Source organism: Streptomyces sp. NPDC002619 (assembly GCF_042889305.1).
Classification (GTDB): Bacteria; Actinomycetota; Actinomycetes; order Streptomycetales; family Streptomycetaceae; genus Streptomyces.
The window spans coordinates 75,279-95,436 of sequence record NZ_JBIAQV010000004.1 but is presented as its reverse complement, the minus strand read 5'-3'; the positions used below and the strand labels follow the sequence as shown (position 1 = coordinate 95,436).

Annotated in this window: 18 protein-coding genes and 2 pseudogenes; 7 read left to right on the top strand and 13 right to left on the bottom strand. The window is 70.9% G+C overall.

The window, feature by feature from the left end; all coding sequences use genetic code 11:
• Positions 1–2 precede the first annotated feature (2 nt).
• Together ACFYXB_RS09685 and ACFYXB_RS09680 are read right to left on the bottom strand one after the other, a co-directional pair.
• The gene (locus ACFYXB_RS09685; protein WP_389579727.1) at positions 3–869 is read right to left on the bottom strand and encodes an acyl-CoA thioesterase; all 867 of its coding nucleotides are present in this window, start codon (positions 867–869) and stop codon (positions 3–5) included.
• A gap of 28 nt (positions 870–897) precedes the next feature.
• Positions 898–3,411 carry a DUF3516 domain-containing protein gene (locus tag ACFYXB_RS09680; RefSeq protein WP_389579725.1) on the bottom strand — a complete coding sequence of 838 codons (2,514 nt, stop codon included), beginning with the start codon at positions 3,409–3,411 and terminating at the stop codon, positions 898–900.
• Positions 3,412–3,556: 145 nt separating this feature from the next.
• Here ACFYXB_RS09680 and ACFYXB_RS09675 point away from each other — a divergent pair, with 145 nt between their 5' ends.
• Complete coding sequence (locus ACFYXB_RS09675) at positions 3,557–4,351, top strand: metal-dependent hydrolase (RefSeq protein WP_351349513.1); 795 nt, start codon at positions 3,557–3,559, stop codon at positions 4,349–4,351.
• 68 nt (positions 4,352–4,419) lie between these two features.
• Here ACFYXB_RS09675 and ACFYXB_RS09670 read toward each other — a convergent pair whose 3' ends face one another.
• The 4 genes from ACFYXB_RS09670 to ACFYXB_RS09655 form a co-directional block, all read right to left on the bottom strand.
• Positions 4,420–4,680, bottom strand: a complete 261-nt coding sequence (locus tag ACFYXB_RS09670) for a type B 50S ribosomal protein L31 (protein WP_351349511.1) — start codon at positions 4,678–4,680, stop codon at positions 4,420–4,422.
• Between the two features lie 45 nt (positions 4,681–4,725).
• Entirely contained in the window at positions 4,726–5,196 is a 471-nt protein-coding gene (locus tag ACFYXB_RS09665; RefSeq protein ID WP_351349509.1) for a DUF5709 domain-containing protein, read from the bottom strand.
• A 397-nt stretch (positions 5,197–5,593) separates the two neighbouring features.
• Positions 5,594–6,238 (bottom strand): hypothetical protein, encoded by a 645-nt coding sequence (locus ACFYXB_RS09660; protein ID WP_389579722.1) that lies wholly within the window; start codon positions 6,236–6,238, stop codon positions 5,594–5,596.
• The gene (locus tag ACFYXB_RS09655; protein WP_389579720.1) at positions 6,225–6,824 is read right to left on the bottom strand and encodes an RNA polymerase sigma factor; all 600 of its coding nucleotides are present in this window, start codon (positions 6,822–6,824) and stop codon (positions 6,225–6,227) included. Before ACFYXB_RS09655 ends, ACFYXB_RS09660 begins: the two co-directional genes overlap by 14 nt.
• 98 nt (positions 6,825–6,922) lie before the next feature.
• Here ACFYXB_RS09655 and ACFYXB_RS09650 point away from each other — a divergent pair, with 98 nt between their 5' ends.
• Complete coding sequence (locus ACFYXB_RS09650) at positions 6,923–7,453, top strand: hypothetical protein (RefSeq protein ID WP_389579718.1); 531 nt, start codon at positions 6,923–6,925, stop codon at positions 7,451–7,453.
• 133 nt (positions 7,454–7,586) lie between these two features.
• On the opposite strand, the gene ACFYXB_RS09645 is transcribed toward ACFYXB_RS09650, so the two are convergent.
• Positions 7,587–9,404, bottom strand: a complete 1,818-nt coding sequence (locus ACFYXB_RS09645; protein WP_389579716.1) for an ABC transporter ATP-binding protein — start codon at positions 9,402–9,404, stop codon at positions 7,587–7,589.
• Entirely contained in the window at positions 9,401–11,293 is a 1,893-nt protein-coding gene (locus ACFYXB_RS09640; protein WP_389579714.1) for an ABC transporter ATP-binding protein, read from the bottom strand. The genes ACFYXB_RS09645 and ACFYXB_RS09640 overlap by 4 nt, the downstream gene beginning before the upstream one ends.
• 195 nt (positions 11,294–11,488) lie before the next feature.
• Between ACFYXB_RS09640 and ACFYXB_RS09635 the strand changes: the two genes are divergently transcribed.
• Positions 11,489–12,235 carry a L,D-transpeptidase family protein gene (locus ACFYXB_RS09635; RefSeq protein WP_389579712.1) on the top strand — a complete coding sequence of 249 codons (747 nt, stop codon included), beginning with the start codon at positions 11,489–11,491 and terminating at the stop codon, positions 12,233–12,235.
• A gap of 52 nt (positions 12,236–12,287) precedes the next feature.
• A complete protein-coding gene (locus tag ACFYXB_RS09630; protein ID WP_389579709.1) occupies positions 12,288–13,901 on the top strand; it encodes a peptide-N4-asparagine amidase in 1,614 nt (537 codons plus the stop codon).
• A gap of 70 nt (positions 13,902–13,971) precedes the next feature.
• Here ACFYXB_RS09630 and ACFYXB_RS09625 read toward each other — a convergent pair whose 3' ends face one another.
• Positions 13,972–14,421 (bottom strand): MarR family transcriptional regulator, encoded by a 450-nt coding sequence (locus ACFYXB_RS09625; protein ID WP_351349493.1) that lies wholly within the window; start codon positions 14,419–14,421, stop codon positions 13,972–13,974.
• 115 nt (positions 14,422–14,536) lie between these two features.
• On the opposite strand from ACFYXB_RS09625, the gene ACFYXB_RS09620 reads away from it, so the two are divergent.
• Together ACFYXB_RS09620 and mltG are read left to right on the top strand one after the other, a co-directional pair.
• Complete coding sequence (locus ACFYXB_RS09620; RefSeq protein ID WP_389579705.1) at positions 14,537–16,339, top strand: ABC transporter ATP-binding protein; 1,803 nt, start codon at positions 14,537–14,539, stop codon at positions 16,337–16,339.
• A 43-nt stretch (positions 16,340–16,382) separates the two neighbouring features.
• The gene (mltG, locus tag ACFYXB_RS09615) at positions 16,383–17,267 is read left to right on the top strand and encodes an endolytic transglycosylase MltG (RefSeq protein WP_389579702.1); all 885 of its coding nucleotides are present in this window, start codon (positions 16,383–16,385) and stop codon (positions 17,265–17,267) included.
• Positions 17,268–17,279: 12 nt separating this feature from the next.
• On the opposite strand, the gene ACFYXB_RS09610 is transcribed toward mltG, so the two are convergent.
• A complete protein-coding gene (locus ACFYXB_RS09610) occupies positions 17,280–18,356 on the bottom strand; it encodes an NAD(P)-binding domain-containing protein (RefSeq protein ID WP_389579699.1) in 1,077 nt (358 codons plus the stop codon).
• Between the two features lie 47 nt (positions 18,357–18,403).
• Positions 18,404–18,881: pseudogene (locus tag ACFYXB_RS09605) on the bottom strand (LLM class flavin-dependent oxidoreductase); the annotation flags it as partial.
• Positions 18,882–18,996: 115 nt separating this feature from the next.
• On the opposite strand from ACFYXB_RS09605, the gene ACFYXB_RS09600 reads away from it, so the two are divergent.
• Complete coding sequence (locus ACFYXB_RS09600) at positions 18,997–19,419, top strand: secondary thiamine-phosphate synthase enzyme YjbQ (protein ID WP_351349485.1); 423 nt, start codon at positions 18,997–18,999, stop codon at positions 19,417–19,419.
• 29 nt (positions 19,420–19,448) lie between these two features.
• On the opposite strand, the pseudogene ACFYXB_RS09595 reads toward ACFYXB_RS09600, so the two are convergent.
• Both ACFYXB_RS09595 and ACFYXB_RS09590 read right to left on the bottom strand, forming a co-directional pair.
• Positions 19,449–19,729, bottom strand: a pseudogene (locus ACFYXB_RS09595) (DUF5994 family protein); the annotation flags it as partial.
• 40 nt (positions 19,730–19,769) lie between these two features.
• Positions 19,770–20,117, bottom strand: a complete 348-nt coding sequence (locus ACFYXB_RS09590; RefSeq protein ID WP_389579696.1) for a hypothetical protein — start codon at positions 20,115–20,117, stop codon at positions 19,770–19,772.
• Positions 20,118–20,158: the final 41 nt, after the last annotated feature.

The following is a 20,158-nucleotide window of genomic DNA, read 5'->3' as shown; positions in this document are numbered from 1 at the left end:
CTCTACAGGGCCCTGAACAGACCTTCTTGGACGACCGAGACGAGCAGGCGCCCCTCCAGGTCGTAGATGCGCCCGCGTGCCAGACCGCGGCCGCCGGTCGCGATCGGTGACTCCTGGTCGTACAGGAACCACTCGTCCGCGCGGAACGGCCGGTGGAACCACATGGCGTGGTCCAGCGAGGCCATGTCGAAGTTCCGCTGGCCCCACAGGGGTTCTATGGGAAGACGGACCGCGTCGAGCAGGGTCATGTCACTCGCGTAGGTGAGCGCGCACGTGTGCACCAGCGGGTCGTCGCCCAACGGACCCACCGCGCGCATCCACACGGCGCTGCGCGGCTCAGCGCCCTCGATCTCCTCGGCGTTCCACCGCAGCCGGTCGACGTAACGGATGTCGAAGGGCTGGCGGCGCGCCATCCGCTCCCACTGCTCGGGCAGTGCGCACAGGTGTTTGCGGATCTCCTCGGTGACCGTCGGCAGGGACTCCGGGTCCGGCACCTCGCGGGCCGGCGGCAGTTGGTGCTCGAACGGTCCTTCCTCAGGCTTGTGAAAGGAGGCGGTCAGATTGAATATCGTGCGGCCGTGCTGCACGGCGGTGACCCGGCGTGTGGTGAACGAACGTCCGTCCCGGATCCGCTCCACCTGGTACACGATCGGCACGCCCGGCCGGCCGGGGCGCAGGAAGTACGCGTGCAGCGAGTGCACCGGGCGGTCGCCGTCCGTGGTACGCCCGGCGGCCACCAGCGCCTGGCCCGCCACCTGGCCGCCGAAGACCCGCTGCAGGGACTCCTGCGGGCTGCGGCCACGGAATATGTTGACCTCGATCTGCTCCAGGTCGAGCAGGTCCACGAGCCTGTCGGCCGGGTTCGTCATGGGTGGGATTCTCCGGATTCTCCTGCGGTCACAGCTGGCCGACGTCGGTGATACGGACGACCGCGCGGCCCTCCGCGTCGGAGGCCGTGAGGTCGACCTCCGCGCTGATGCCCCAGTCGTGGTCGTCGTTCGGGTCGTCGAAGATCTGCCGCACGCGCCACAAGCCGTTCCGCGGCTCCTCCTGGATCACGAGCAGCTTCGGGCCACGGGCGTCGGGGCCGGTGCCGAGGTCCTCGTACTCGTCCCAGTACTTGTCCATCGCCTCGCCCCACGCCTGCGCGTCCCAGCCGCTCTCGGCATCCATCTCGCCCAGCTCCTCGACCTGGTCGAGGGCGGCGAGCTCCACGCGGCGGAACATCGCGTTGCGGACCAGGACGCGGAAGGCCCGGGCGTTGGTGGTGACCGGCTTCACCTCGTCAGCCTTCTCCTGGGCCTCCTCGGCGGTCATCTCCTCCGGGTTGGCCAACTGCTCCCACTCGTCCAGGAGGCTGGAGTCGACCTGGCGCACCATCTCACCGAGCCACTCGATGAGGTCCTGGAGGTCCTCGGACTTGATGTCGTCCGGGACGGTGTGGTCCAGGGTCTTGTAGGCGCCGGCGAGGTAGCGCAGCACGATGCCCTCGATGCGGGCCAGTTCGTAGAAGGACACCACCTCCGTGAAGGACATCGCCCGTTCGTACATGTCACGGATGACCGACTTCGGCGACAGCGGATGATCCCCGACCCACGGGTGACTCTTGCGGTAGGTGTTGTAGGCGTGGAAGAGCAGCTCTTCCAGCGGCTTCGGGTACGTCACGTCCTGGAGGCGTTCCATGCGCTCCTCGTACTCGACGCCGTCCGCCTTCATCGCGGCCACGGCCTCGCCGCGCGCCTTGTTCTGCTGGGCGACCAGGATCTGCCGCGGGTCGTCCAGCGTGGACTCCACGACGGACACCATGTCCAGGGCGTACGACGGCGACTCCGGGTCAAGAAGCTCGAACGCGGCCAGTGCGAACGTGGACAGCGGCTGGTTGAGTGCGAAGTCCTGCTGCAGATCGACCGTGAGGCGCACGATCCGGCCCTCGGCGTCCGGCTTGTCCAGCTTCTCGACGATGCCGCCGTCGAGGAGCGAGCGGTAGATGGCGATCGCCCGCCGGATGTGCCTGAGCTGCTGCTTGCGTGGCTCGTGGTTGTCCTCCAGCAGATGCCGCATGGCGTCGAAGGCGTTGCCGGGACGGGCGATCACCGACAGCAGCATCGTGTGCGTCACACGGAAACGGGACGTCAGCGGCTCCGGCTCGGAGGCGATCAGCTTCTCGAAGGTGTTCTCCGTCCAGCCGACGAAGCCCTCTGGTGCCTTCTTGCGCACCACCTTGCGGCGCTTCTTCGGGTCATCGCCCGCCTTGGCCAGCGCCTTCTCGTTCTCGATGACGTGCTCGGGAGCCTGCGCCACGACAAGTCCGGCCGTGTCGAAACCGGCCCGGCCGGCCCGGCCCGCGATCTGGTGGAACTCACGGGCGCGCAAGGTACGGACACGGCTGCCGTCGTACTTGGTCAGCGCTGTGAACAGCACGGTACGGATGGGCACGTTGACGCCCACGCCGAGCGTGTCGGTGCCGCAGATGACCTTCAGCAGACCGGCCTGCGCGAGCTTCTCCACCAGCCGCCGGTACTTGGGCAGCATGCCGGCGTGATGCACACCGATGCCGTGCCGCACGTAACGGGACAGGTTGCGGCCGAACTTGGTGGTGAAGCGGAAGTTGCCGATCAGCTCGGCGATCTGCTCCTTCTCCTCCCGCGAGGACATGTTGATGCTCATCAGTGCCTGCGCCCGCTCCACGGCCTGCGCCTGCGTGAAGTGCACGATGTAGACCGGCGCCTGCCGGCTCTCGAGCAGTTCGGTCAGCGTCTCCGTGAGCGGGGTGAGCTTGTACTCGTAGGAGAGCGGCACCGGGCGGGTGGCCGAGCGGACCACCGAGGTGGGGCGGCCGGTGCGGCGGGAGAGGTCCTCCTCGAAGAAGGACACGTCGCCGAGCGTGGCCGACATCAGGATGAACTGGGCCTGCGGAAGTTCCAGCAGCGGGATCTGCCAGGCCCAACCGCGGTCGCCCTCCGCGTAGAAGTGGAACTCGTCCATGACGACCTGGCCGACGTCCGCGTCCTTGCCGTCGCGCAGGGCGATCGAGGCGAGCACCTCGGCGGTGCAGCAGATCACGGGGGCATCGGCGTTGACGGAGGCGTCGCCGGTCAGCATGCCCACGTTCTCGGTGCCGAAGAGCTTGCACAGCTCGAAGAACTTCTCCGACACCAGCGCCTTGATCGGGGCCGTGTAGAAGGTGACCTCGTCACGGGCCAGCGCGGCGAAGTGGGCGCCCGCGGCGATCATGCTCTTGCCGGAGCCGGTGGGCGTCGACACGATCACGTTCGCGCCGGAGACCACCTCGATCAGCGCCTCCTCCTGGTGGGGGTAGAGCGTGAGACCGCGCTCCTGGGCCCACGACTCGAAGGCTTCGTAGAGGGCGTCGGGGTCGGCGGTCGGCGGCAGCTGATCGATGAGGGTCACGGACCCATCTTGCCTGGCGTCCGGTCTGATGGGGGAATCGGCTGCGGGGACGAAGATCGCGACCGCTACGCTGTGTCGCCGACAGAGCGTCAGCGCACCGGGTCAACTGGACAGCGGGATACGAGGAATGGGGCGGGCAGCGGCCATGATGGGACCAGCACACTCACTGTCGGGGGCCGCGGCCTGGCTCGGCGTCGGAGCGGCCGCCGCCGCGGCCGGGCACACGATGCCCTGGCCGGTCCTTCTGGTCGGCGCCCTGATCTGCGCGGGTGCGGCGCTCGCCCCGGACCTCGATCACAAGGCGGCCACCATCTCGCGCGCCTTCGGGCCGCTGTCGCGCGGGCTGTGCGAGATCGTGGACACGCTCTCCTACGCCGTCTACAAGGGGACCAGGAAGAAGGGCGACCCGCGGCGCTCGGGCGGGCACCGCACCCTGACGCACACCTGGCTGTGGGCGGTCCTGATCGGCGCGGGCACATCGGCCCTGGCGATCGCCGGAGGCCGCTGGGCGGTGCTGGCGATCCTGTTCGTGCACATGGTGCTGGCGATCGAGGGCCTGCTGTGGCGGGCCGCCCGCGGCTCCAGCAGCGACGTACTGGTCTGGCTGCTGGCCGCGACGAGCGCGTGGATCCTCGCGGACGTCCTGGACAAGCCGGGCAACGGCGCAGACTGGCTCTTCACCCAGCCCGGCCAGGAGTACCTGTGGCTGGGGCTGCCGATCGTGCTCGGAGCGCTGGTGCACGACATCGGGGACGCCCTGACCGTCTCCGGCTGCCCGATCCTGTGGCCGATCCCGGTGGGCCGCAAGCGCTGGTACCCGCTGGGGCCACCGCGGGCGATACGGTTCCGGGCGGGCAGCTGGGTCGAGCTGAAGATACTGATGCCGGCATTCATGCTGCTCGGCGGGGTGGGCTGCGCGGCGGCGCTCAACGTGATCTGACGGACGGGCCCGCCTGTCCGGCGGGCCCGTCCGTGCCAGATTCGGACTTCGTGGGAGGCTTCGCCGCCTCAGGCGGAGTCCTGCCCGGTCTTGCCGTAGCGCCGCTCGAACTGGGCGATCCGGCCCTCCGAGTCGACCGTGCGGGCCTTGCCCGTGTAGAAGGGGTGGCTCTCCGAGGAGATCTCCACGTCGACCACTGGGTAGGTCTCGCCGTCGTCCCACTCGATGGTCTTGTCGCTGGACGCCGTGGACCGGGTCAGGAAGGCGTAACCGGCGGCACGGTCGCGGAAGACGACGGGGTGGTAGTCGGGGTGCTTGTCCTGCTGCATGGCGGCTCCTCGCGCGGCGCGGTCGGCGGGCAGGTGATGTCGGGGTCAGCTGAAGAGGGAGTCGTCGTCCACGGTGTGCATGGCGGCCTCCTCGGCGGAGGCACCCGCGCCGTCGATGCCCACGTCCGTGGCGAGCAGCGCGCTCTCCTCGTCCTCGTGCGCCCCCTCGTCGGGCGCGACCAGGCGGCCGGAGCGGAGGTCGCCGACCTCGTTGTCCAGCGCCTCGCCGTCGGTGTCCTGGGCGTCGCCGATACCGTCGTCGTCGGGGACGCCGACATCGGGCAGCTCCTCGGCGAGGCGCTGCTCCAGGGTCTCGCCCCGGTGACGCTCGGCCGCCGTCACACCGGTGTGCTCCACCGCCCAAGGCCGCTCGGGCGGGGACCAGCCGCGGTCTAGCGGATCACCGACGCCGTCGTTGACGAGCGTGTCCTCGACGTCGAGCAGTCCTGCATCGTCCTGGACCTCGGATCCATCCGGCTGGTAGACGTCGTCTCCCCATCCGTCGGGGCTGCTCACTGGTACCTCCAGGTGGTGGGGACGGCCCGGTCTCACCACGGTCGGCAGCGGACCGCCGACACGCGGGGCACAGGTTTCACCCGGCTTGAACCGGACATTTGCCGGGCATCCCCGGAACCGGTGCCGCTCTCCAGCCTTCCACTCCAGATCGGGACCGCGCAACGCCACCTGATGGCGACGTGCTCCGATCCCGTGCCCCGGCCCGTGCGGGGCGACCCGCGCTCCGGCGGTCGCAGGGGGCGCGAACAATACGCCGGACCGGCGGCGGACGACCCGCGCACCGGCCGTCGCACAGAGCGCGAACGGCACGCCGGCCCGCTGGCGCCGACCTCACGGACCGGCGCCGGGACCCGTGCCTTCCGCCCGTGGGCCGTCAGCGCCTTCGGCCCATGTGTGGTCAGCCGGCCAGGTCGGCTGTCGACCAGACCCGTCCGTCGTCCTGCACCAGCTCGACACGGTCGATCGACGAGACGGAACCGTAGGCGATCCAGGTGGCACGCCCGGAGGTCGGCGTCCACCACTGGCCGACGTCGCGGGCGGAACCGTCCTTGAACACGAGCCGGCAGGTGTAGTGCGTGCCGGGTCGGCCCGCGGTGACCTCCATGACCACGACGCGCTCGGAGCCGGCGCGGCTCGGAGCCACGGTGCCGACCGTCGACCCGGACGGCGTCACCAGCGCGGCTCCTCCGTCGCTCACGGTGACCCCCGCAGGGGTGGTGTCGTGACCGAGCAGCGCCGCCCCGGCCGCGCCCAGGCAGATCCCGGCGGCCGCGGCCCCGGCGACGAGCAGCGGGATCCGGTACCGCCGGCGCCGCGCGGTGGGACGCCGCAGCTCCAGCCCGTCCAGGACACGCGCGTCGAACCCTGTCGGGGCCGCGACCCTCGGTGCCGCCGGGAGGACCGCGTCGACGGCCCCCGAGACGTCGTCGTAGGCGGTGCGGCAGGCCGGGCAGATCGCGAGGTGGCGCAGCACTTCGGTGGGCTCGCACGGGAGGGTGCCGAGGGCCAGGGCGATGAGTTCGTCCTCGTCAGGGTGTCGCATCGCGGTTCTCCTCCTTCAGCGCGTCGCGCAGCCTCCTCAGACCGGTGCGGATACGGGTCTTGGCGGTGCCGAGAGGAATGTTCTCGTGCCGGCCCACCTCGGCGGCGGTGCAGCCGCCGATCACCGCGAGGGCGACAGCACGGGCCTGCTCCGCCGGAAGCCCGCTCAGGCGCTCCAGGGCCCGCTCGCTCTCCAGGGCGGCCAGTGCCTGCCGCTCCGTACCGTCGCCGTCGGCTTGGAAGGTCACCTGCAACAGCCGCTCCAGCGTCTCGGCCAGCACGGGTGTGGACCGCCGTGCCCGGACGGCGTCGACGGCGGCGTTGCGGGTGATGGTCAGCAACCAGGTGAGCGCCGAGGCGCGTCGGGCGTCGTAGCTGCCCGCGGCCCGCCAGGCTCGCACGAACACCTCCTGACTCACGTCCTCGGCCAGTGCCGGCTCACGGGTGACGGACAGCGCCAGGCCGTACACCGCGTCCTGGAAGCGGCGGACGAAGGCGACGGCCGCCTGCTCGTCGCCCAGGGCGAAGCCGGAGACGAGCGAGGCGTCGTCGACCCGGTCCGTACGTGAGAAGAGTTCCACGCCCATGTCTACGTACGAACGCGGCGAAGGGATTGAACGAACGCCACCGCAATCCCTCGGCACCGCTCGCCCGTACAACCTCGGCGACAAGGGACGGAGAGATCATGAAGACAGGAAGGATCGCCGTGGCTGTGACCGCGGTCGCGCTCGCATCCCTGGGACTGGCAGGTTGCGGGAGCGGCGGTGGTGACAGCAGCAGCGGAAGTCAGGAGAGTGGCAAGGCGACGACGGCCATGGACCCGTCCACGGTCAAGGTGAGCCAGTCGTCGCTCGGAAGCATCCTGGTCGACGGCAGCGGACGCACCCTGTATCTGTTCACCGGGGACGACACGAACACCAACTCCATGAAGTGCGACGCGGATTGCCTCAAGCTATGGCCGCCCGTGAAGAGCACGCCGAAGGCGGGGGCCGGTGCCGACGCGCATCTGATCGGCAGTACGAAGAACGGCTCCGAAGGCCAGGCGACGTACGCCGGACACCCGTTGTACTACTACGCCGACGACCAGGCCGCCGGTGATCTCAAGGGACAGGGGGTGGACAAGATCTGGTTCGTGCTCGACCCGCACGGCAAGGCGATCACGAAGTCGGGTGCGTCGACGCAGGACACGGGCGGCAGCGGCGGCTACGGCTACTGAGAGCGGTTGCCGCCGCACCGGCCGCATCGAGGCGCGGGACGGGACGGGCGCCGCCGCGAGACGGCTCCCGTCCCGGAACCGCAGCCCCGTCGGACTCCGGCTTCGCCTCGGCCCTCCCCAGGACGCGCACCGGTCACCCGTGCCAGGAGCGCCACAGCGCCGCGTACGGGCCGTTCGCCGAGACCAGGGTGGCATGGCTGCCCAGTTCGCTGATGCGGCCGTTCTCGACGACGGCGATGACATCGGCGTCGTGGGCGGTGTGGAGGCGGTGGGCGATGGCGACCACCGTGCGGCCGTCGAGGACACGGGCCAGGGAGCGTTCCAGATGGCGGGCGGCGCGCGGGTCCAGCAGCGAGGTCGCCTCGTCCAGGACCAGCGTGTGCGGGTCGGCCAGCACCAGCCGGGCCAGCGCGATCTGCTGGGCCTGGGCCGGGGTGAGCGTCAGCCCGCCCGAGCCGACCTCGGTGTCCAGGCCGTCGTCCAGCACCCGCGCCCAGCCGTCCGCGTCGACCGCGCCCAGCGCCGCCCACAACTCGTCGTCGACGGCGTCGACGGGGGTCCCCCCGCTCGAGCGAAGCCGAGAGTGGGGGAGGGCCAGCAGCAGGTTGTCGCGCAGGGAGCCCACGAACACGTGGTGCTCCTGGTTGACGAGCGCGACGTGGGAGCGGACGCGCTCGGCGGTCATCCGGGACAGTTCGGCGCCGCCCAAAGTGATCCGGCCCTCCCGGGGCGCGTAGATGCCGGCGAGCAGTCTGCCGAGCGTGGACTTGCCCGCGCCGGACGGGCCGACCAGGGCCACCCGGGTGCCTGGCGCGACCTCCAGGGACACCTGCCGCAGCACGTCGACGCCCTCGCGGTAGCCGAAGTGCACCCGGTCCGCGTGCACGTCACGTCCGTCGGGGGCCAGCCCGGCGTCACCGGCGTCCGGCTCGATGTCCCGCACACCGACCAGGCGGGCCAGCGATACCTGGGCCACCTGTACCTCGTCGTACCAACGCAGGATCAGGTTCACGGGGTCGACGAGCATCTGGGCGATGAGCGCGCCCGTCGTCAGCTGGCCGACGTCGATCCAGCCGCGCAGGACCATGACCCCGCCGACCATCAGGACCGAGCCGAGGACCAGCAGATGGGTGATGTTGATCACCGGGAAGAGCACGGACCGCAGCCAGAGGGTGTAGCGCTCCCAGGCCGTCCACTCCTTGATCCGGCGCTCCGACAGGGCGATGCGCCGGTCGCCGAGGCGATGGGCCTCGACGGTGCGGCCGGCGTCCACGGTCTCCGCGAGCGCGGCGGCCACGGCGGAGTACCCGGCGGCCTCCGAACGGTAGCCGGACGGCGCCCGCTTGAAGTACCAGCGGCAGCCGACCACCAGCAGTGGCACGGCGAGGAGCACGGCGGCGGCGAGCGGCGGCGCGGTGATCACAAGCCCGCCGAGCAGCAGCGCGACCCATACGACGCCGATGGACAGCTGCGGCACGGCCTCGCGCATGGCGTTGGCGAGCCGGTCGATGTCCGTGGTGATGCGGGACAGCAGGTCGCCCGTGCCGGCCCGCTCCAGGACGCCCGGGGGCAGGCCGACCGACCGGACGAGGAAGTCCTCGCGGAGGTCGGCCAGCATCCGTTCGCCGAGGATCGCCCCGCGCAGCCGTACCTCGCGCACGAACACCGCCTGTACGACCAGCGCGAGTGCGAACAGTCCCACGGTCAGGCCGAGATGGACCTCCCGCGCCCCGTCGGACACCCGCTCGACGAGCCCGCCCAGCAGATAGGGGCCGGCCATGGAGGCCACCACCGCCACCGTGTTGACGCCGATGAGCAGCAGGAAGGCACGCCGGTGGCGGCGGAACAGTTCGGCCACGTAGGCGCGGACGGTCGCGTTGGCGCCGACGGGCAGGGTGGTGGCGGTCGTCGGGGCCGCCGGGTCGTAAGCCGGTGGCGCAACGCCGATCATGCGCTCTCCTCGATCTCTTCCAACGCGCCCCGAAGGACAGCCTCGCGGTCCTGTTCCAACGGGTCCCCTGGGGCGGCCTCGTGGGTCTGCTCCGACGGGCCCCGCGGAGGGGCCCCGTCGCCCGGTTCACTCCGCACGGCCTCGTCCTCGTGCCGTTCCTTCTCCTGCTCGCGGGTGACGACCGCCCGGTACCGGGGCTCCGTGTGCACCAGTTCGCGGTGCACGCCGACCGCCACGACCTCGCCCTCGTGGACCAGGACGACACGGTCGGCGCGGTCCAGGAGCAGTGGTGAGGAGGTGAAGACCACTGTCGTCCGCCCCGACCGCAGCTCCCGTACCCCCTCCGCGACCCGCGCCTCGGTGTGCGAGTCGACAGCGGAGGTCGGCTCGTCCAGGACGAGTACCTCGGGGTCGGTGATCAACGACCGCGCCAGCGCGAGCCGCTGGCGCTGGCCGCCGGACAGCGAGCGCCCCCGCTCCGTGATGCGGGCGTCCATCGGATCCGCCGCGTCCAGAGAGCCCTGGACGAGCGCGTCCAGGACGTCCCCGCACTGCGCGGCAGCCAGCGCCTGCGACGGCCGGACGTCACCGGACGCGGGCACGTCGAGCAGTTCGCGCAGCGAGCCGGACAGCAGGACCGGGTCCTTGTCCTGGACCAGGACGGCGGTGCGCGCGGAGCCGAGGGGCAGTTCGTCGAGCGGTACGCCGCCGAGCAGGACCGAGGGGCTCGCCTCGGCGGGGTGCCCGCCCAGACGCTCGGCGAGCCGTCCCGCCGCGTCCGGGTCGCCGCACACCACGGCGGTGAGGCGGCCGGCGGGCGCGAGCAGTCCGGTGGCCGGGTCGTACAGGTCGCCGCCCGGCACACCGGCCTCGCGTGAGCCGTCGGCGTCCGTCGCCCGCTCCAGGGACAGCACACGGGCAGTGCGTTTGGCCGCGGGGCGCGAGAAGGAGTAGGCCATGGCGATCTCCTCGAAGTGCCGTAGCGGATATGTGACGACCATGACCGCGCTGTAGACCGTGACCAGCTCACCGACGGTGATCCGGCCCTGGCGGGCGAGTTCGACGCCGTGCCAGACCACCGCGATGAGCAGCAGGCCCGGCAGCAGTACCTGGATCGCGGAGATCAGGGACCACATCCGGGCGCTGCGCACGGCGGCCCGCCGTACCTCCTGGGAGGCGCTGCGGTAGCGGTCGAGGAAGAGTTCCTCGCCGCCGATGCCGCGCAGCACCCGCAGTCCGGCGACGGTGTCCGAGGCCAGCTCGGTGGCCCGGCCGGCCTTCTCGCGCTGGAAGTCGGCGCGCCGGGTCGCCCGAGGCAGCAGTGGCAGCACCGCGAGGGCGACCACGGGCAGGCCGACCGCGACGATCACACCGAGCGCCGGCTGGTAGACGAGCAGGCCCACGCAGACCACGACGACCGTCACCGCGGCCGCGGTGAAGCGTGAGACCGCCTCGACGAACCAGCCGATCCTCTCCACGTCGCCGGTCGACACGGCCACCACCTCGCCGGCCGCGACCCGCCGGGTCAGCGCCGAGCCCAGCTGCGAGGCCTTGCGGGCCAGCAGTTGCTGGACCCGGGCGGCCGCGGTGATCCAGTTGGTCACGGCGGTGCGGTGCAGGAAGGTGTCGCCCACCGCGATGCCGGCCCCGCACAGCACCATCAGCAGACCCGTCAGGGCCAGCCGGGTGCCGGAGCGGTCGACGACGGCCTGGACGGCGAGGCCGACGCAGAACGGCAGCGCGGAGACGGACACGAAGTGCAGCAGGCCCCAGGCCAGTGCCTTGAGCTGCCCGCCCAGCTGGTTCCGCCCGAGCCACCACAGGAATCGGGGACCCGAACGTGCGTCGGGCACACCCGGGTCGGGATACGGAAGGTCTTGAATCTGCATGACGTCCCAGCGGCTCGGGTCAGGGGGTGAGAGGGCAACAAGCCGTGAAAGGGTCGCGTCGGAGCGTGGTCAAAATCAAACGGTTTTCCTGGATGGAGCACAGAAGCGGCAACGGGTCGGACGCGGCGTCCCCCGCTCGGTTCCCCTGTCCGGAACATCGCGTGATCTCCCGGTGCGCGATGCCACGATGGCCGGATGCGGAACGATGGTGTATGGCGCGTGGCGCTCGCGGCGGCGGCCCTCGGAACCTTCCTGGCGGCACTGACCGCGTGCGACACGACAGCCCCCGACGGCGGGAGAGCGGGAGCGACCGGCAGCCCCGGCCACGCCGACCCCGCGCTCACCCCCCGCACGGCCGAGCCCACCCGCATCCCGGGCGTCGGCGACCGGCTCCAGCGCCTGATCCCGGCCGACTCGGAGCAGGTCGTCGCGGTCTACGGCGAGGGCAAGGACTCGGCGGACGCGACGGTCGTCCTGTACACGCGGCACGGCGGCGGCTGGGAGCGGACCCGCCGCTGGGCGGCGCACAACGGCAAGAAGGGCTGGACCGCCGACCACCGCTCCGGCGACAACCGCAGCCCCGTCGGCGTGTTCACCCTCACGGACGCGGGCGGCGTGCTGGCGGATCCGGGTGCCCGGCTGCCGTACACCCGCGACGCCTCCTTCGCGGCGCCGCGCTGGTGGGCCGCGTCGCACTGGCACGACTTCGACTACGTCATCGCCATCGACTACAACCGCGTCAAGGGCACCCCGCCGAACGACCCGACGCGCCCCGAAGGAGAGGAGAACGGCGGGAGCATCTGGCTCCACATGGACCACGGCAGCGGTACGTCGGGCTGCGTCAGCATGTCCCGGGCGGCGATGGAATACCTCCTGCGCGCGCTCGACCCGGACCGGCACCCCGTGCTGGTGATGGGTGACAGGGCGGAACTGGAAGCCTGATCGTCGCCGAGGCCTCATTGCGGGGAAGCCCAACTCCCCGTAGAAACCGGCCATGAGAAGACGGATCGTCATGTCCATGTTCGCCTCCGTGCTGCTCCTCGTGGCGAGCACCCTCCTAGGAACCGGCGCCGCCTCGGCCCAACCCGCCGAGGTTCCCGCCGAGTTCGGCACCGACTGGCACGACCCGCTGACAGCCACCCCGCCGATTTCGAAGCCGGACGGCAGGTCCTGCCAAGTCACCCTCGCCGAGGCCCAGTTCCGCGACTTCACGCCGTACAAGGGTACCTACACACCACCCACCGGCTGCGGTGACCACTGGAGCAAGGTCGTGCTGCGCCTCGACGGGAAGGTGAAGGGCCGGCAGTACGACCGGCTCGGCTATCTGCACGTCGGCGGTGTCGAGGTGCTGCGCACATCGACACCGGAGCCGTCTCCGGACGGCATCGAGTGGTCCGTCGAGAAGGACGTCACACGCTACAGCGAGACCCTCCGCGCCGCGCAGGACGTCGAGATGCTCATCGGCAACGTTGTCGACGACACCTACACCGGCGTCATCGACGTCAAGGTCACCCTGACCTTCTACCAGGGCCGGTCCGCCAACGCCCCCGACCGTGTCCTCACCCTCGCCGACACGGCGGACGGCACGACCCTCACCACCCCGCGCAACAGCGAACGCATCGTGGCCGAGGTGTACGCCACCGGATCCGGTGGTGGCTGCGAGGAGTTCTGGTATCTGACCGTGGCCGACCCGGCGTCGTACTCCTGCAAGGCCGACCGGGGACCGTACCGCGAGGTGCAGATCAAGGTGGACGGCCAACTCGCCGGTATCGCCGCGCCGTTCCCCAACGTGTGGACCGGAGGCTGGTCCAACCCCTTCCTCTGGTACGTCATTCCGGCCCCGCGCGCCTTCGACGTCAAGCCGATCGAGTACGACCTGACCCCATTCGCCGGGATCCTCGACGACGGCCGCCCGCACCGCGTCGAGGTCTCCGTCGCCGGTGTCCCCGAGGGCCAGTCCGGCTGGAGCGCCCCTGTGAACGTACTGGTCTGGCAGGACGCGCACCGCGCCCACGTCACCGGCGGGCTCACCGCGCACCAGGCTACCGACCTCGCCAACTCCTCGACGTACACGCCCGGTTCCGACGCGTACCGGGTCGACACCGAGGCCGGTCACCGGCTGACCGTCGCCGGTTACCTCGACACCTCGCACGGTCGGGTGACGACCACCGTCAGCCGGACGCTGGCCAACACCTCCGCCCATCGCTGGACCGAAGGCGAGACGACGGACGGACTCGACGCCACCTGGACGGACGACGAGTCCGTGACGGTCGGCGGACGCGGACCGGCCCGGACGACGCACACCGTCCGGACGTACACGATGAACGGCGTCGTCGCCGTCGGAACGGACGACCGCCTGCGCACGACGCTGACCCTGGGCGACCGCGCGGCGGTCGTGGAGACGCGTGACGGGCGGCGCACCGCGTGGTCCCGGCTCGACGACACCTACACCGGCGACGCGACGTACACCCTGAACGTGCCCCGCGACCAGCGGCACGCGGTCGGCACGACGAGCGAGCGCTACCGGCTGTACGGCTCGGACGGCTGCTACGACCGCTCGCTGACCACGGTTCAAGGGGTGCTCACCGAGGACGACAGGGGCTGCTGACCCCCCTCAAGCCGACAGACCAAGGCGCCCCCTCCGCATAGCGGAGGGGGCGCCTTCACGTCGGTGGGTGTCAGCAGCGCTTTGCCGTCGCCCCGTCGACCAGCGTGTCCAGCAGTCCGCCCAGCTGCTCCCGCTGCTCGGCCGTCAGCGGCGCGAGGATCTCCTCCGCGGCCGAGCGGCGCGCGGCGCGCAGTTCGCCGAGGGTCCTGCGGCCGTCGTCGGTCAGCTCGATCCGCGTCACCCGGCGGTTCGTCGGATCGGGCACCCGGCACACCTTGCCGCTCGCCTCCAGCCCGTCGACCAGCGTCGTCACCGCGCGCGGCACCACCTCGAGGAACGCGGCGAGGTCCGCCATGCGCGGCGGCGAGCCGAAGTGCGCGAGGGTGCGCAGCAGACGGGACTGGGCCGGGGTGATGCCCAGGTCACGCTGCTCCAGATGGCGTTTCTGGATGCGATGCACCCGGCGGGTGAGCCGCAGCAACTGCTCGGCGAGCTGCGCCTCGGAGTCGGGGGAGGTCATGCGGGAACAATATCAGGACCTGGTTCATTGTGAGCATAGGTAACAATGAGCTAAGATCCGTGAGTCATCGTCGGCAGCTGTCCGCGCCGACCTCCGCACCCCTCCGTAGGAGCCCATGCACCCCGACCGTCAAGCACCCTGGACCCCGCCTGCCGATGCCAAGGAACATCCCCGGCAGGTGCGCCGCATCCTGAAGCTCTTCCGTCCCTATCGCGGCCGGCTCGCGATCGTCGGCCTGCTGGTCGGCGCGTCGTCGCTGGTCTCGGTCGCCACGCCGTTCCTCCTCAAGGAGACCCTCGACGTCGCGATCCCCGACGGCCGCACCGGCCTGCTGAGCCTGCTCGCACTCGGCATGATCCTGAGCGCCGTCCTGAACAGCGTCTTCGGGGTCCTGCAGACGCTGATCTCGACGACCGTCGGCCAGCGCGTCATGCACGACCTGCGCACCGCCGTCTACGGCCGGCTGCAGCGTATGTCGCTCGCCTTCTTCACCCGCACCCGGACCGGCGAGGTGCAGTCCCGCATCGCCAACGACATCGGCGGCATGCAGGCCACCGTCACCTCGACCGCCACCTCCCTGGTCTCCAACCTGACCAGCGTCGTCGCCACGATCGTCGCGATGATCGCCCTCGACTGGCGGCTCACCGTCGTCTCGCTCGTTCTGCTGCCGGTGTTCGTGTGGATCGGCCGCCGCGTCGGCAACGAACGCAGGAAGATCACCACCCAGCGCCAGAAGCAGATGGCCGCGATGGCCGCCACGGTCACCGAGTCGCTGTCGGTCAGCGGCATCCTGCTCGGGCGCACGATGGGCCGCTCCGATTCACTCACGCGGTCCTTCGCCGACGAGTCCGAGCGACTGGTGGACCTCGAGGTGAGGTCGAACATGGCCGGGCGCTGGCGGATGGCCGTGATCACCATCGTCATGGCCGCGATGCCCGCCGTCATCTACTGGGCCGCGGGAATGACCCTCCAACTGGGCGGCCCCCAGGCCTCCATCGGCACCATCGTCGCGTTCGTCTCGCTGCAGCAGGGTTTGTTCCGCCCGGCCGTCAGCCTCTTGGCGACCGGCGTCCAGATCCAGACCTCGCTCGCGCTGTTCCAGCGCATCTTCGAGTACCTGGACCTGCCCATCGACATCACCGAGCGGAAGAACCCCGTCCACCTCGACCAGGTCAAGGGCGAGGTCAGTTTCGAGGACGTCGAGTTCCGGTATGACGACAAGGGAGATCCGGTCCTCGACGGCATCGACGTCACTGTCCCCGCGGGTGGCAGCCTGGCGATCGTCGGTCCGACCGGAGCGGGCAAGTCCACGCTCGGCTATCTGGTGCCACGGCTGTACGACGTCACGGGCGGCCGCGTCGCCCTCGACGGCGTCGACGTCCGCGACCTGGACTTCGACACCCTCGCCCGGGCGGTCGGCGTCGTCTCGCAGGAGACCTACCTCTTCCACGCCTCGGTCGCCGACAACCTCCGCTTCGCCAAGCCGGACGCCACCGACGAGGAGCTCCACGCCGCGGCGAAGGCGGCCCAGATCCACGAGCACATCGCCGGCCTGCCCGACGGCTACGACACCGTCGTCGGCGAACGCGGCCACCGCTTCTCCGGCGGTGAGAAGCAGCGCCTCGCCATCGCCCGCACCATCCTGCGCGACCCGCCGGTTCTCATCCTCGACGAGGCGACCAGCGCCCTGGACACCCGCACCGAACACGCCGTCCAGGACGCCATCGACGCCCTGTCGGCCAACCGGACGACGCTCACGATCGCGCACCGTCTGTCCACCATCCGCAGTGCCGACCAGATTGTGGTCCTCGACTCCGGGCAGGTCGCCGAACGCGGCACGCACGAGGAGCTGCTGGAGCTCCGCGGGCGATATGCGGCGTTGGTCCGCAGGGATGCGCAACTGGAGCCGACAAGCTGAAGATATGCCGGGTTTGCGGCGATATGCGGGATAACGTGCCCGCATGCAGATGAACACTCCGTCACGGAGAACGATCCGACTGACGCGCCGGGGCAAGATCGCCCTGGTCGCGATCGGCGCCGTCGTCGCCGGCACCGCCGTGGCGGTGCCGCTGCTGACCCTGCACGACGAAGTGCAGGCCAAGCCCGCAAGCCTGGTCATCCCGGAGGGCTGGCGCGCCGGCCAGGTCTACGACGCCATCGACAAGGCGCTCACCCTGCCCGCCGGCTCCACCAGGAAGTCCCTCGCCAAGGCCGGACTCAAGCTGCCGAGCGACGCCGAGGGCAACCCGGAGGGCTATCTCTTCCCGGCAACGTATCCGGTCGACAAGAAGGCGACCCCCCAGTCGCTGCTGCAGTTCATGGTCGACACCGCCGACAGGAAGTTCAACGTCGCACCCGTCGCGGCCGGCGCGCAGCGCAACGCGATGAACGTCTATCAGGCGGTCACCATCGCGAGCATCGTGCAGGCCGAGGCCGCAACGAAGGCCGACATGGGGAAGGTCGCCCGGGTCGTTTTCAACCGGCTGGCGGCTGGGATGCCGCTGCAGATGGACTCGACCATCAACTACGCGATGAACCGCAACACGCTCCGGACCAGCTCGGACGACACCCGGATCGACAGCCCCTACAACTCTTACCAGCGCATGGGTCTGCCGCCCACGCCGATCGACAACCCGGGCGAGGACGCGATGCGCGCGGCCCTCAACCCATGGCCGGGCGACTGGCTGTACTTCGTCACGGTCAAGCCCGGCGACACCCGCTTCACCGCCGACTACGCGCAGCACCAGCGCAACGTGGCCGAGTTCAACGCCGAGCAGCAGAAGAGCAAGGCAGCGAAGCAGAGCCCGAGCGCAGCCCCGGAAACCCCGCAGCCGTCCGCCACGTGAGCCGACGGGACGTCACGCGGCGACGGGCTCCGTGCCCAGCAGCCGTTTGATGTCCCGTACGGCCGCCCGTCCCGCCCGGTTGGCGCCGATAGTGCTCGCCGAGGGGCCGTAGCCGACCAGATGGATGCGCGGGTCGGCGACCGCGCGGGTTCCCTCCACGCGGATTCCGCCGCCCGGCTCGCGCAGCCGCAGCGGCGTCAGATGATCGAGGGCGGCCCGGAACCCGGTCGCCCACAGGATGACGTCGGCCTCGACGTGCCGGCCGTCCTTCCACTCCACCCCGTCCGGGGTGATCCGGTCGAACATCGGCTGCCGGTCGAGGACACCGTCCCGCAGACCCTGCCGGATGGCGTCGTTGAGCGGCAGACCCGTGACCGAGACCACACTGCGCGGCGGCAGCCCCTGCCGTACGCGCTCCTCCACCAGCGCCACCGCGGTCCGCCCCAGGTTCTCGTCGAACGGCCCCTCGCGGAAGACCGGCGGCCGCCGGGTGACCCAGGTGGTTGCGGCCGCATACGGGGCGAGCTCCATGAGGTGCTGGGTGCCGGACGCGCCGCCGCCCACCACGATCACCCGCTGCCCGGCGAACTCCTCGGGCCCGGCGTACTGCGCGGTGTGCAACTGCCGTCCGCGGAAGGTCTCCTGGCCGGGGTAGCGCGGCCAGAACGGCCGGTCCCAGGTGCCCGTGGCGTTGATCAGCGCCCGCGTCGACCACGTACCGTCCGAGGACTCGACGAGGAGCCGCCCGCCCTCGCCCTCCCGCACGGCCGTGGCATCGACCGGCCGCCGTACCCGCAGGTCGAAGGTCCGCTCGTAGCGGTCGAAGTACTCGCCGATCACCTCGGCCGACGGCCGCGCCGGATCGGCGTCCGTCAGCTCCATGCCCGGCAGCGCGTGCATCCCGTGAACCTTGCCGTACGTCAGCGACGGCCACCGGAACTGCCAGGCGCCGCCCGGCGCGGGGGAGTGGTCCAGGACGACGAAGTCGCGGTCCGGCTCGAAGCCGGTGCGCCGCAGGTGATAGGCGCTGGACAGACCAGCCTGTCCAGCGCCTATGACGACTACCTCGACCTCGCGCACATCGTTCACGCATGGACCAACAGCGCCAGGACCGAGGATCTTCCCCTTCCGCACGGTCAGCGGCCGCCCGCGACGAGGACCGGCGCCCCGCTCCCGGTCTCCGCGCGCTCCAGCAGCCCGCGCGCGGCCAGTTCGGCGATCACGCCCTCCCCGAGCCAGTACGCCGCCTCCGGATGCGGATACCCGGAGAGCACGAAGTGCTCGACGCCCCGCGCGTGGTACGCCTCGATCAGGTCGGCCACCTCGGCATGGCTGCCAACGAGCGTGGTGCCCGCGCCGCCCCGGACCAGACCGACGCCCGCCCACAGATTCGGATGGATCTCCCGCTTTCCAGGAGCCGCCGTGCAGGTCCGGCATCCGCTGCTGCCCCACCGATTCGCTGCTGCTGTGCGTGCGCGGCGCCACCGTGCCGGGATCGAGGTCGTCGAGCAGCCGGTCCGGCGTCGCCCATGCCTCGGCGGACGAGTCACGGGAGATGGTGTGCGGCCGGACCCAGAACCGGACCGTGCGCCGCTCCCGCTCGGCCGGCGGACGAAAGCAACCAGTCTGCGTGGCCGCGGTCAACGGTGTCTCGGCAAATGGACCTCGCGTTTCACGACGCCGTCCGCCGAGGGCCGGTGGAACCCGGCTCATGGGTCAGGATGGGCTCATGTCAGATGCCTTCACCACGCGCGTCCTGAACGTCGCCACCGGATCCCGCGAGCGGGTCGTCGACCTCACCGGCGACTGCGAGGCCTTCCTGCGCGAGACGGCGGCCGGCCGTGACGGACTCCTGAACATCTTCGTGCCGCACGCCACGGCCGGCATCGCCGTCATCGAGACCGGCGCGGGCAGCGACGACGACCTTCTGGCCGCCCTGCACACCTTGCTGCCCGCAGACGACCGCTGGCAGCACCGCCATGGCAGCCCCGGCCACGGCCGCGACCACGTCCTGCCGGCGTTCGTCCCCCCGCACGCGACCCTGCCGGTCCTGAACGGGCGCCTGGAGCTGGGGACTTGGCAGTCGGTGTGCCTGGTGGATCCGAACCGGGACAACCCCAACCGTCAGGTGCGGTTGAGTTTCCTCGCATAGGGAGCCGCTACGGAGAGCGGCCGCCCCCGGGGGTCCAACGCGTCGGTCAGTGCGGGCAGTTCGCTCAGCAGGTCACGGGAGCGAGGCCGCCAGGCACCGTCCAGGAGTTCACGGGAGGTGCGTCGGCCTTCAGGGCGAGACGCGCGGCGGTAGCTGCGACGGGCTCGTGGTGTGGCAGGGGCGGGTGCAAGGTCGCCGACATGGTGCGGACCCGATTCCGGGCCGCCTCTGCGGCGGCCCGGGTTTCGTCTCTCGCCGAGAACGACCCGGCGTGGAAGCCGGTGTGCGAAATGCCCTCGGTACTCTTCACGCTGCTCCGCAACTCCGCCGCAACGCGGACCTTCGGCCGCCTAGAGCTGGAGCAGCCGTTGGGTGATCTCCCGGTACTGCCTCAGCGCGTGCCGGAGTTCTTCGGACTGCGTTTCGGTGTCCTGGTCCTGCCAGCCGGCGCGGAGGAGACGCCGTCGTTCCGCGAGGGCGTTCACGAGCTGGGCGGTGGCTTCGTCGTAGGCGCTCTCGGCCTCTTCCAGTGCTTCGAGGGGGGTGTCGGCGAAGGTGTTGAGGGCGTGCCGGAGGCGCTGGACGATCTTGTCCCGCTCGGCCGACGGAAGCAGCGGCTCCGGGCCCCGGGTGCGGTATTCGGCGGGGCTCGGGGATTGCCCCGCGGGCTGCTGGGCGCGTGTCTGGTCGTACATCATCGGGTGCCGCTTCCGTTCCGCCCGAAGGCGTTGTTGGTCTT

Coding starts and splice junctions, on each gene's coding strand:
- ACFYXB_RS09685 (WP_389579727.1), bottom strand. CDS start 869: ATGACGAACCCGGCCGACAGGCTCGTGGACCTGCTCGACCTGGAGCAG.
- ACFYXB_RS09675 (WP_351349513.1), top strand. CDS start 3,557: ATGATGGGACCAGCACACTCACTGTCGGGGGCCGCGGCCTGGCTCGGC.
- ACFYXB_RS09670 (WP_351349511.1), bottom strand. CDS start 4,680: ATGCAGCAGGACAAGCACCCCGACTACCACCCCGTCGTCTTCCGCGAC.
- ACFYXB_RS09660 (WP_389579722.1), bottom strand. CDS start 6,238: ATGCGACACCCTGACGAGGACGAACTCATCGCCCTGGCCCTCGGCACC.
- ACFYXB_RS09655 (WP_389579720.1), bottom strand. CDS start 6,824: ATGGGCGTGGAACTCTTCTCACGTACGGACCGGGTCGACGACGCCTCG.
- ACFYXB_RS09650 (WP_389579718.1), top strand. CDS start 6,923: ATGAAGACAGGAAGGATCGCCGTGGCTGTGACCGCGGTCGCGCTCGCA.
- ACFYXB_RS09645 (WP_389579716.1), bottom strand. CDS start 9,404: ATGATCGGCGTTGCGCCACCGGCTTACGACCCGGCGGCCCCGACGACC.
- ACFYXB_RS09640 (WP_389579714.1), bottom strand. CDS start 11,293: ATGCAGATTCAAGACCTTCCGTATCCCGACCCGGGTGTGCCCGACGCA.
- ACFYXB_RS09635 (WP_389579712.1), top strand. CDS start 11,489: ATGCGGAACGATGGTGTATGGCGCGTGGCGCTCGCGGCGGCGGCCCTC.
- ACFYXB_RS09630 (WP_389579709.1), top strand. CDS start 12,288: ATGAGAAGACGGATCGTCATGTCCATGTTCGCCTCCGTGCTGCTCCTC.
- ACFYXB_RS09625 (WP_351349493.1), bottom strand. CDS start 14,421: ATGACCTCCCCCGACTCCGAGGCGCAGCTCGCCGAGCAGTTGCTGCGG.
- ACFYXB_RS09620 (WP_389579705.1), top strand. CDS start 14,537: ATGCACCCCGACCGTCAAGCACCCTGGACCCCGCCTGCCGATGCCAAG.
- mltG (WP_389579702.1), top strand. CDS start 16,383: ATGCAGATGAACACTCCGTCACGGAGAACGATCCGACTGACGCGCCGG.
- ACFYXB_RS09600 (WP_351349485.1), top strand. CDS start 18,997: ATGTCAGATGCCTTCACCACGCGCGTCCTGAACGTCGCCACCGGATCC.
- ACFYXB_RS09590 (WP_389579696.1), bottom strand. CDS start 20,117: ATGATGTACGACCAGACACGCGCCCAGCAGCCCGCGGGGCAATCCCCG.